Annotated in this window: 10 protein-coding genes; 5 read left to right on the forward strand and 5 right to left on the reverse strand. The window is 73.0% G+C overall.

The features are described 5' to 3' along the window. Positions 1-129 precede the first annotated feature (129 nt). From argG to G3I42_RS14045, 5 genes are all read right to left on the reverse strand, one after another. Positions 130-1,590: an argininosuccinate synthase gene (argG, locus tag G3I42_RS14025; protein WP_164285878.1), complete on the reverse strand. Its 1,461-nt coding sequence runs from the start codon at positions 1,588-1,590 to the stop codon at positions 130-132. Between the two features lie 301 nt (positions 1,591-1,891). Then, entirely contained in the window at positions 1,892-4,273 is a 2,382-nt protein-coding gene (locus G3I42_RS14030) for an excinuclease ABC subunit UvrA (protein ID WP_164285880.1), read from the reverse strand. Positions 4,274-4,408: 135 nt separating this feature from the next. Beyond that, entirely contained in the window at positions 4,409-5,311 is a 903-nt protein-coding gene (locus tag G3I42_RS14035; protein WP_164285882.1) for a phosphotransferase, read from the reverse strand. A 67-nt stretch (positions 5,312-5,378) separates the two neighbouring features. Continuing rightward, positions 5,379-5,807 (reverse strand): nuclear transport factor 2 family protein, encoded by a 429-nt coding sequence (locus G3I42_RS14040; RefSeq protein WP_343244541.1) that lies wholly within the window; start codon positions 5,805-5,807, stop codon positions 5,379-5,381. A gap of 234 nt (positions 5,808-6,041) precedes the next feature. Then, positions 6,042-6,410, reverse strand: a complete 369-nt coding sequence (locus G3I42_RS14045; RefSeq protein ID WP_164285886.1) for a VOC family protein — start codon at positions 6,408-6,410, stop codon at positions 6,042-6,044. 93 nt (positions 6,411-6,503) lie between these two features. Between G3I42_RS14045 and G3I42_RS14050 the strand changes: the two genes are divergently transcribed. The 5 genes from G3I42_RS14050 to G3I42_RS14070 all read left to right on the forward strand — a co-directional run. Then, the gene (locus G3I42_RS14050; protein WP_164285888.1) at positions 6,504-7,469 is read left to right on the forward strand and encodes a WYL domain-containing protein; all 966 of its coding nucleotides are present in this window, start codon (positions 6,504-6,506) and stop codon (positions 7,467-7,469) included. 202 nt (positions 7,470-7,671) lie between these two features. Continuing rightward, entirely contained in the window at positions 7,672-8,424 is a 753-nt protein-coding gene (locus tag G3I42_RS37580) for a PadR family transcriptional regulator (RefSeq protein WP_239096438.1), read from the forward strand. A gap of 178 nt (positions 8,425-8,602) precedes the next feature. Further along, positions 8,603-9,220 carry a Clp protease N-terminal domain-containing protein gene (locus tag G3I42_RS14060; protein WP_164285890.1) on the forward strand — a complete coding sequence of 206 codons (618 nt, stop codon included), beginning with the start codon at positions 8,603-8,605 and terminating at the stop codon, positions 9,218-9,220. A gap of 119 nt (positions 9,221-9,339) precedes the next feature. Continuing rightward, positions 9,340-10,410: an EamA family transporter gene (locus G3I42_RS14065; RefSeq protein WP_164285892.1), complete on the forward strand. Its 1,071-nt coding sequence runs from the start codon at positions 9,340-9,342 to the stop codon at positions 10,408-10,410. 278 nt (positions 10,411-10,688) lie between these two features. Then, the coding region (locus G3I42_RS14070) for an EamA family transporter (protein ID WP_164285894.1) at positions 10,689-11,138 on the forward strand (450 nt) is incomplete at its 3' end.

Consider the following 11,138-nt stretch of genomic DNA (forward strand, 5'->3'; position numbering starts at 1 on the left):
GCCGCGATACGGGGGCGGGCGCGGCGTACGCGGAGGGGCCCGGCGCGCGTGGCGCGCCGGGCCCCTCCGTACTCCCGTGCCCATGACGGGCGTTCGGCCGATGGTTCAGCCAGTGGTTCAGCCGGTGGTTCAGTCGGTGCCGAACTCCATCGCCGCGCGGTCCAGCATCTCCTCGTCGCCGTTCGCCGCCGTGGTCTCGCCGCGTGCGGCGATCGCCTCGGCGCCGCCCTCGGGAAGCTGACCGATGAGGCCGGTCGCCGCGGCCTGGGCGGCGCCGAGCGCGGGCTTGCCCTCGCCGGAGCCGATGAGGCCGAGGCCCGCGTACTGCTCCAGCTTGGCGCGCGAGTCGGCGATGTCGAGGTTGCGCATGGTGAGCTGGCCGATGCGGTCGACGGGGCCGAAGGCGGCGTCCTCGGTGCGCTCCATGGAGAGCTTGTCCGGGTGGTAGCTGAAGGCGGGGCCCGTCGTGTCGAGGATCGAGTAGTCCTCGCCGCGCCGCAGCCGCAGCGTCACCTCGCCGGTGACGGCGGCGCCGACCCAGCGCTGGAGCGACTCGCGGACCATGAGCGCCTGCGGGTCCAGCCAGCGGCCCTCGTACATGAGGCGGCCGAGGCGGCGGCCCTCGTTGTGGTACTGGGCGAGGGTGTCCTCGTTGTGGATCGCGTTGACGAGGCGCTCGTAGGCGGCGTGCAGGAGGGCCATGCCGGGGGCCTCGTAGATGCCGCGGCTCTTCGCCTCGATGATGCGGTTCTCGATCTGGTCGGACATGCCGAGGCCGTGCCGGCCGCCGATCGCGTTCGCCTCCATGACGAGGTCGACCGCGGTGGCGAACTCTTTGCCGTTGATCGCCACCGGGCGGCCCTGGTCGAAGCGGACCGTGACGTCCTCAGGAAGGATGTCCACCTCGGGGTCCCAGAAGCGCACGCCCATGATCGGGTCGACCGTCTCGACGCCGGTGTCCAGGTGCTCCAGCGTCTTCGCCTCGTGGGTCGCGCCCCAGATGTTCGCGTCCGTCGAGTACGCCTTCTCGGTGCTGTCGCGGTACGGGAGCTCGTGGGCGACGAGCCACTCCGACATCTCCTTGCGACCGCCCAGCTCGGTCACGAAGTCGGCGTCGAGCCACGGCTTGTAGATCCGCAGGTGCGGGTTGGCGAGCAGCCCGTACCGGTAGAAGCGCTCGATGTCGTTGCCCTTGAAGGTCGAGCCGTCGCCCCAGATCTGGACGTCGTCCTCCAGCATCGCCCGCACGAGGAGCGTGCCGGTGACGGCGCGGCCCAGGGGGGTGGTGTTGAAGTACGCGCGACCGCCGGAGCGGATGTGGAAGGCGCCGCAGGACAGGGCCGCGAGTCCTTCCTCGACGAGGGCCGCGCGGCAGTCGACGAGACGGGCCACCTCGGCCCCGTACGTCTTGGCACGGCCCGGGACCGAGGCGATGTCCGGCTCGTCGTACTGGCCGATGTCGGCGGTGTACGTGCAGGGGACGGCGCCCTTGTCGCGCATCCAGGCGACGGCGACGGAAGTGTCGAGACCGCCGGAGAAGGCGATGCCGACGCGCTCGCCGGCGGGCAGGGAGGTGAGGACCTTGGACATAGGGAGAGTATGCGCGTAGGCGTATGGTTATGCAAATCCTGCCCGGGGGGCGGCGGATGCTGGGGCTCTGCCCCAGGCCCCGCCGGGGAAAGACTCGGGGCTCCGCCCCGGACCCCGCTCCTCAAACGCCGGAGGGGCTGGGGTGGTGGACCCGCTCCTAAGGCGCCGGAGGGGCTGGGCTGGTGGGCCCCGCTCCTCAGTCGGCGGAGGGGTTGGGTTGGTGGGCCCCGCTCCTCAGTCGGCGGAGGGGTTGGGTTGGTGGGCCCCGCTCCTCAATCGGCGGAGGGGCTGGATTTCGGCCTCATTGCGATACGTACCTCCGCAAGTGCTCCGCCGTCAGCGTCTTCCCCTTCGATACCAGCTCCTTCGGCGTGCCCTCGAAGACGACCTCGCCTCCGTCGTGGCCCGCTCCCGGGCCGAGGTCGATGAGCCAGTCCGCGTGGGCCATGACGGCCTGGTGGTGTTCGACGACGATCAGTGAGGTGCCGCTGTCGACCAGGTGGTCGAGGAGGGTGAGGAGCTGGGTGACGTCCGCGAGGTGGAGGCCCGTGGTCGGCTCGTCCAGGACGTAGAGGGCGGGGGCCTTCTTCGCGCCGAGGTGGGTGGCGAGCTTGAGGCGCTGGCGTTCGCCGCCGGAGAGCGTGGTGAGGGGCTGGCCGAGGCGGAGGTAGCCGAGGCCGACCTCGGCGAGGCGGGTCAGGACGCGGTGCGCGGCGGGGGTACGGGCCTCGCCCTCGCCGAAGAAGGCGGCGGCCTCGTCGACGGTCATGCCGAGGACCTCGCTGATGTCGCGGCCGCCGAGCCGGTGGGCAAGGACCTCCGGCGCGTACCGCTTTCCCTCGCACACCTCGCACGTCACGGCGACGCCCGCCATGATCCCGAGATCGCTGTAGACGACGCCCGCGCCCTTGCAGTGCGGGCAGGCGCCCTCGGAGTTGGCGGAGAAGAGGGCGGGCGAGACGTCGTTGGCCTTCGCGAACGCCTTGCGCACCGGGTCGAGCAGCCCCGTGTACGTGGCGGGGTTGCTGCGCCGCGAGCCCTTGATGGGGCTCTGGTCGACGGTGACGGCGTCCGTACCCGGTGGCAGCGAGTCGTGCACGAGGGAACTCTTGCCGGAGCCCGCGACGCCCGTCACGACCGTGAGCACACCGAGCGGGACGTCGACGTCCACGTTGCGCAGGTTGTGCGTGCGGGCGCCGCGGATCGCCAGGGTGCCGCTCGGTTTCCGGACCTTCTCCTTGACCGGGGTGCGGTCGGTGAGGTGGCGGCCGGTCGTCGTGTCCGAGGCGCGCAGTCCCTCGACCGTGCCCTCGAAGCCGATCTCGCCGCCCGCGGTCCCCGCGCCCGGACCGAGGTCCACGACGTGGTCGGCGATGGCGATCGTCTCCGGCTTGTGCTCCACGACGAGGACGGTGTTGCCCTTGTCCCGCAGCCGGAGCAGCAGTTCGTTCATGCGCTGGACGTCGTGCGGGTGCAGTCCGGCCGTGGGCTCGTCGAAAACGTACGTGACGTCGGTGAGCGAGGAGCCGAGGTGGCGCACCATCTTGACGCGCTGGGCCTCGCCGCCCGAGAGCGTCCCCGCCGGGCGGTCGAGGCTGAGGTAGCCGAGACCGATTTCCACGAAGGAGTCGAGCACCTGCCGCAGCGCGGAGAGCAGCGGCGCCGCCGAGGGCTCCTCCAGCTTCGCGAGCCAGGGGGCGAGGTCGCTGATCTGGAGCGCGGACAGCTCGGCGATGCCCTTGCCGGCGATCTTCACCGACCTGGCCTCCTCGCTCAGCCTCGTGCCCTCGCACTCCGGGCAGGTCGTGAAGGTGACGGCGCGGTCGACGAAGGCGCGGATGTGCGGCTGCATCGCCTCGCGGTCCCTGGCGAGCATCGACTTCCTGATCCGCGGCACGAGACCTTCGTACGTCATGTTGATGCCCGCGATCTTCATGCGGGTCGGCTCGCGGTACAGGAAGTCGTGCAGCTCGCGCTCGGTGAACGCGGCGATCGGTTTGCCCGCGTCGTACAGTCCCGACTCCGTGTACAACCGGGCGTTCCACCCGCCGGCCTTGTAGCCGGGGGCGAGGAGGGCGCCGTCGGCGAGGGACTTCGAGGCGTCGTACAACTGCGTCAGGTCCATGTCCGTGACCGTGCCCCGCCCCTCGCAGCGCGGGCACATGCCGCCCGTGCGGTGGAAGGTGACCTTCTCGGCGCGGGCGTGCTCCTTGCCGACCTTGAGCGCGCCGCTCGCCTCGACCGTCGCCGTGTTGAAGGAGAAGGCGGCGGGGCCGCCGATGTGCGGGGAGCCGAGGCGGCTGTAGAGGACGCGGAGCAACGCGTAGGCGTCGGTCGCGGTGCCGACCGTGGAGCGCGGGTCGCCGCCCAGGCGCTGCTGGTCGACGACGATCGCGGTGGTCAGTCCGTCGAGCACGTCGACGTCCGGGCGGGCGCGGTTGGGCATGAAGCCCTGGACGAAGGCGCTGTACGTCTCGTTGATGAGCCGTTGCGACTCGGCGGCGACGGTGTGGAAGACGAGCGAGCTCTTGCCCGAGCCCGAGACGCCCGTGAAGACCGTCAGGCGTCGCTTGGGGATCTCGACGCTGACGTCCTTGAGGTTGTTCTCGCGCGCGCCGACGACCCGGATCAGCTCGTGGCTGTCGGCGGGCGCGGGGGTCGCGGGGGTGCGGGACTGCGTCATGCGGGAACTCCGTCCGTACGGGGCGGGGTGGCGCGAGGCCGGTCGTGCCGACCCTACGGGCGGGCACTGACAACGGGCCGGGCTTCCCGCGGACCCGGGCGGGACGGGGTCGCCGCGGCTGAGGGTGCCCGGATCTCAGCCGTGCGCGATCACGCGGCGGAGCGCGGCGCGCGCGGGCGGGCCCCAGGAGGTCTTGCCGCCCGGGCGGCCGTGTTCCCCGGCGTCCGCGACGTGGAGGGCGGCGACGGAGCGGGCCACCACCCAGCCGCGGGCACGCCGCAGGAGGGCGGGGTCGGGGGCGTAGGCGGCGAGGAAGGCGTCGAGCGCGCCTTCCGGAACGATGCTCCAGGCCCCCGCGAGGTCGCAGGCCGGATCGCCCGCGCACAGATCGCCGAAGTCGATCACGCCGCTGAGGGTGCCCCGCGCGGTGACGACGTTGGCGGGGTGCAGGTCGCCGTGGAGCCACAGCGCGGGCCCTGTCCAGCCGGGCGCGGCGAGCGCGTCCTGCCAGACGGCGCGTACGGCGTCGGGCTCCGCGAGGAGGCCCTTGCCGACCGCCTCGGCGAAGCCGTGCGGCAGTCCGTCGCCCTGCCCCGAGAGCGGGGCTCCGCGCCCGAAGTGGCCGGTGGGGGCGGACGGCGGGGCGGGACGGTGCAGGGCACGGAGGAAGGCGGCGAGCGCGGCGGCCGTGGCGGGACCGTCCGTCGCGGGCACGTGGTCGCCGGGCTCGCCGGGCACCCACGTGGTGATCATCCAGGCGCGGGGGAAGAGAGCCGAGGGCTTCCCGAGCGACCGCGGTCTCGGTACGGGCAGGGGCAGGCGCTCGGCGAGCGCGGGCAGCCACGCCAGCTCCTCGCGCAGCAACGCGTCGGCGCGCTCCGTCGCCCACGGCACGCGCACCGCCAGCTCGTCGCCGAGCCGCCACACCTGGTAGTCCCAGCCGCGCGCGCCGGCCCCCAGCGGAAGCTCCGCGAGGTGCGGGAACTGCTCGCGCAGGAGCGCGCGGAGGAGGTCTGCGGTGATCTCGGGCGGGTTCATGGGGGGAAGGACGGGGCGGCGGGACGGAACGGTTCCGCCCCCTGCGTCCCCCCGCGTCCTCAGGCCCTCATGCTTTCCCGCCGGCGAGCCCCAGCCCGTCCATGTAGTCGCGTACGTGCGTGAGCAGCCCGTCGCGCACGCGCAGGACCAGCAGGCCGGGAACCGTGAACACGGCATCGGCCTTGTCGGGCAGCGTCGCCACGACGACGTGCTCGGCGACGAGCACCTCCGGATCGCCGGTGTCGTGGACCGAGACCCGCCGGACCTCCCGCACCCGCACCGGACTGGCGCCCCAGGCCGCCGCGTACCCCGCGCGCACGGCCTCGCGCCCCTCGAAGCGCGTGGGGAAGCCTGGCGAGGTGAAGGGGAACTCGTGGACGGCGTCGGGGGCGTAGAGGTCGGCGAGAGCGTCCGCCGACTTGTCGAGCATGGCCTGGTAGTAGCGGGCCAGCACCTCGCGGGGGGTGCGGACGGCGGGGGTCTCGGACTGCGGCACGGAAGGGGTCCCTTCACTCGGGCGCCGGGGCGGCGAACACACGGTAAGTGCTCGGCGGTTGGCCCGTCCCGGCGAATACGCGGCGATGGACTCCCTCGGCCCCGAGGCCATGCGCGTTCCGCGGTGTCCCGGTGGAGGCGAAGTCACCCACCGATCCCCGCGCCGGGCGGGCCGGCTCCTGCGGACGGCCTACGGCAACGGCGGCTGGGCCGGCGCCTGCCGCATCGTTGCCTCTCAGGCCCGCGGTGCCACGCGGATACGGTTCCCGTCGGGATCGGCCGCGAGGAAGGTCGGCCCGAACCCCAGGTCATGAGGCTCGCGCAGGATCGTGACGCCCTTGGCCCGCCACTGCCTGAAGAGGGCGTCGACCTCGTCGGGCCCACCGCCGTGGAGGGCCAGGCACACCTCACCGGTGCGCGGGACGTCCGGTGCCAGATTCTCGAACTGGCCGGACCACAGTGCGAGGTCGGCGCCCGGCCCGAGGTCGAAGGTGATGTATCCCGGAGTCTCGAACGAGGGGCTCATGCCGAGGAGGTCGCCGTAGAAACGGGCCGCGGCGGGAGCGTCGTTCACGTAGACGATGGACAGGACGGATGTGGTCATGGTCGTTCCTTCTCGCAGGTCGTGGATACGCGTCCATCAGCCTGACCGGGATATGCGCCGCATCGTGTCGCGATTCCTGAAGAAAATCGGGGTGTGACCCCAGACCGCTTCTTCTCCCTGATGCTGCTCCTCGCGTCGAGGGACGCCGTGACCACGCGGGAACTCGCCTCGGCGCTCGGGGTGTCCCTTCGCACCATCACCCGGGACCTGAACTGGCTCCGCGACGCCGGTCTGCCGGTGACCGTGCGACGGGGCCGTCTCGGAGGCGTGACCATGCTGCCCGGGTCCGGGCCCGACCTCACGCGACTCACACCGGACGAGCGTGATCATCTGTCGCTCACCGGGCTGGACGAGAAGCAACGCGCGGAGCTCGACGCCTCCGTCGAGAGCCGGCGGGCGCTCTCCAAGCTCGCCGCCGCACCGTCACGTCGAACTCCTGGACTCCTGCCGCTCACCGACGTGGTGCACGTGGACAGCCGTCCCTGGCTCCAGGCACATACGTCCGGCACCTCTCCGGCTTCGCTGATCGGCCCGGTGCGGCGAGGTCGTCGGCTACGGATCGGGTACGACAGCTCACGCGAGCCACGCCCGTGCGAACTGGTCGTGGACCCCTACGGGTTGTTCGCCAAGGCCGGCATCTGGTACCTGGTCGCCGACTGTGCCCGAGGGCCACGGATGTACCGGCTCGAACGGATCACGGCGTGGAAGGAAGTCGACCAGCCGCGCCGAATCCGCGAGGGCCAGACCCTGGCCACCGTCGCCGCGGCGCTCATCGAGCAGTGGGAACACCACCACGCGATAGAGGTCAGCGCCACCATCGACCAGAGCCAGATCGAGCGAGCGCGACGGATCTTCGGCCAACGACTCGTCCGGGACGACCACGCGCACCCCGCGACCGGCCACAAGGTGACGATCCGCTTCCGGCGTCTGGAGGACGTGCGGGCGCTCCTGCCGTTCGGGAGCGCGGTCACGGTGCACGGCCCCACCGAGGTCAGGGCTCACCTCAGCGACCTCGCCACCAGCCTTGCCGACCACTATGCGCCGTCACCGATGTCCTGACCCGCGACAACCACCAGGCGCGATCAGCCGATCACGGGCAGACGGCCGTAGTGACTCGGCGGTGCTTGCGTTCGACTGTTCATCGATATATCGTTGAGACATCGCGAATGGATCGCGATGCGTCTCCGAAGGTCGGTGGCGTGGTCGATGAAGAGAAGGAGTGAGTGTCATGCGTGGTTACGGACACGACTTCGAGAACGGCATGCAGGCCATGCGCGCGATGCGCGACATGGGAGAGGCGCGCGGGCGCGGTCATCACGGTGGCGGTCGCGGGCACGGTGAGTACGAGGGGCGGCGGGCCGCTTTCGGGCCGTTCGGGCCCGGTCACGGGGGCCGTGGTGGTCCCGGCGGCTTCGGCGGGTTCTTCGGCGGGCCCGGTGGGTTCGGCGGCCCCGGCGGTTTCGGGCCCGGTGGCCCGGGCGGGCCCGGCGGACGGCGGGGGAGGGCGCGACGCGGTGACGTGCGTGCCTCGATCCTCGCGCTCCTCAAGGACCGCCCGATGCACGGCTACGAGATGATCCAGGAGATCGCCGAGCGCAGTGGCGGCGCCTGGAAGCCGAGCCCCGGTTCGGTCTACCCGACCCTCCAGCTCCTGGAGGACGAGGGCCTCATCGTCAGTCGCAGCGAGGGCGGCAAGAAGCTCTTCGCGCTCACCGACGACGGCCGCACCGCCGCCGAGGACGGACCCGAGGCCCCCTGGGAGGAGGCCGGCAAGGGCGTCGACTGGGAGGCTCTCGGTGAGATCCGCCAGGCCGGTTTCGGGCTCATGGAAGCCTTCGGGCAGGTCTGGAAGACCGGCAGCAAGGAGCAGCGCGACCGCGCCGTCGCCGTCCTGAACGAGACCCGCAAGCGCCTCTACCTCATCCTTGCCGAGGACGGGGAGCCGGAGGGCACGGGGAAGGATGCCGGCAGCGGCAAGGACGACGCCGCGGGCGAGCGTCCCTCCGGTGAGTGAGAGCCGGGGCCGCGGCCCCGGCGGACGACCCGGCGAAGGACCCCGTACGTGGGAGAGCGTCCGGGGTCCTTCGCCGTTCCCGTCTCCGCCGGGTGGGGGGGAGATCTCCTCCGCAAGGAGGAGGGAGCCGGTCAAAAGCCCCACCCTGCGCGGGAGGCGGGAACAGTCCCGTCCGCCGATGATCCGGCGGCGCCTCTGTGGTGAAGTGGAGGACGTGCAGCCTTGCAGTTTCTCGGTACCCGGCCCCCCTGACACCGCCCCGGACCCCGGCGCGGGGCTGAGCGGAGCGCTCGCCGGGGTCGTCTCGGGTGCTCGCCGCCGCGCCGTGCGCGACGGCGACGAGCAGATCGACACCGCACACCTGCTCCACTCCCTCCTCCAGGAGGACTCGCGCTGCCGCGACGTCCTCCGCCCCCACCTGGCCCGCCTCCTCGGACTGCTCGTGCAGCGCAGCATCGGGTACGGGCTGCGCTGGCAGGGCACAGTCGAGGACTCGGGGAGCCTGCCCGTGCTCGGGCACACGGGCTGGTCCCCCGCCGCGAGCCTCGCCATGCACCGGGCCCGCGAACGCGCGGCCACCCGCGGCGGGACGCGCGATCCCCGCCCCGTCGACCTCCTCGCCGCCCTCGCCGCCGACCCCGACTGCCGCGCCGTCGCGCTGCTGCGGGACGCGGGCGGGGAACCCGAGCCGCTGCTGGCCGCGCTGGAGGAGGACGAGGCGGGCCCTCAGGAGGGGGACGAGTACGTGAGGCCCCTCGACGTGTCGGAGCTGCGCGCCCGGCACGGCGAACCGTAGGAGCGCCCGCCTTCCAGCCCTCACCCCGTCAGCAGCGAAGCGCGTGACGCGCCTGACGCCTCCTGTCATGATGGCCCCGTTCGCCCGGCCAGAAGGGGCCCGGGCGGGAGGGCGGGACGATGAGCGGGACGGGGACGCGGGAGCGCAAGAGTGTGGGACTGGGGCTCGCGCTCGTGTCCGCGCTCGCCTTCGGTGGTTCGGGGGTCGCGGCGAAGCCGCTCATCGAGGCCGGGCTCGACCCGCTGCACGTCGTGTGGCTGCGGGTCGCGGGCGCGGCACTCGTCCTGCTCCCCGTCGCCTGGCGGCACCGCGCGCTGCCCAGGGCGCGGCCCGCACTGCTGCTCGGATACGGGCTGTTCGCGGTCGCCGGGGTCCAGGCGTGCTACTTCGCCGCGATCTCCCGCATCCCGGTCGGCGTGGCGCTGCTCGTCGAGTACCTGGCGCCCGCGCTCGTGCTCGGCTGGGTGCGGTGCGTGCAGCGCAGGCCGGTCAGCCGCGCCGCGGCCGTCGGGGTCGTGCTCGCGGTCGGCGGGCTCGCCTGCGTCGTGGAGGTGTGGGCGGGGCTGCGCTTCGACGCGCTCGGTCTCCTGCTCGCGCTCGGCGCCGCCTGCTGCCAGGTCGGCTACTTCGTTCTGTCGGACCACGGGACGGAGCCGACCAGCCCGGCGGCATCCGCGGATTCGGCAGATCCGCCGGCATCGGCGGAGACGGCGGGACGGGCCGGTTCCGGGCAGGCCCCGCCCTCGCCGCTCGGCGTCATTGCCTACGGCCTCCTCGTCGGCGCCGTCGTCCTCACCTTCGTGGCGCGGCCCTGGGGGATGGACTGGAGCGTGCTCGGCGGGCGCGCGGAGATGGACGGGACGCCGGTCGCCGCGTTCCTGCTGCTCGCCTGGATCGTGCTCGTGGCGACCGTCGTCGCGTACGCGACCGGGGTCGTCTCGGTGCGCAGCCTCTCGCCGCAGGTCGCTGTCGTGGTGGCGTGCCTGGAGGCGGTCGTGGCGACCGTGCTCGCCTGGGTACTGCTCGGCGAACACCTCTCGCCGCCCCAGCTCGCGGGCGGATTCGTGGTCCTCGTCGGCGCGTTCGTCGCGCAGACGGCCACCCCGGCGGCCACGGGCGAGCCCCGCACGGTCGCGGCGGGCGGCACCGTACCGCTGGAGGCGCGGGAGGAAGTCCCGGACGCGCCATGAGAGAGGGGGCGGCACGGCCTGGCCGCGCATGGGGATCGCACCATGACGGTGCCCCGCCCCTCGGCTGTACGGCCGCGCTTTCCGCCGCCTAGGGTGATCACCGTGTACGCACGAGCGCTCGTTCTCTCGCCGCCGGCCCGCTGAGCGCGGGCTGAGGCCACCCGGCCGTTCCGTCCCCGTACGACGTGGGGCGCGGACGTCCTTCGTGCTGCCCGCAGAAGTCCCGGCACGCCGCTTCGGCGCCCGGCATCCTCTGACTTCTCGCGGAGAACCTTCTCGTGTCGTACGCAGTTTCCGGCCGCCCCGTGGGGCGCGGCCTGCTCTCCCTCGCCGTCGCGGGGCTCGCCTGGGGCACCGCCGGTGCCGCCGCCGCGCTCCTCTACCGCTCCTCCGGGCTCGGCCCGCTCGCCCTCTCCTTCTGGCGGTACGTCGGCGGACTCGCGCTGCTCCTCGCGGCGCGCGCCCTGCGGCCCGCCGCGTCCCGCCCCCGCCCCGCCGCCCGGGTGCGGGACGGGCTCGGGCGGACGCTCGTGCAGGGGCTCGTGCTCGCCGTCTTCCAGTCCACGTACTTCCTCGCCGTGCGCGACACCGGACTCGCGGTCGCGACCGTCGTCGCGCTCGGCTGCGGGCCCGTCCTGATCGCGCTGGGGGCGCGGTTCGGCTTCGGCGAACGTCTCGGCGCGGGCGGGGTGCTCGCCGTCGCGGGGGCTCTCGCGGGGCTCGCCGTG

The sequence above is a fragment of the Streptomyces sp. SID11385 genome (genome assembly GCF_010548245.1).
GTDB lineage: Bacteria > Actinomycetota > Actinomycetes > Streptomycetales > Streptomycetaceae > Streptomyces.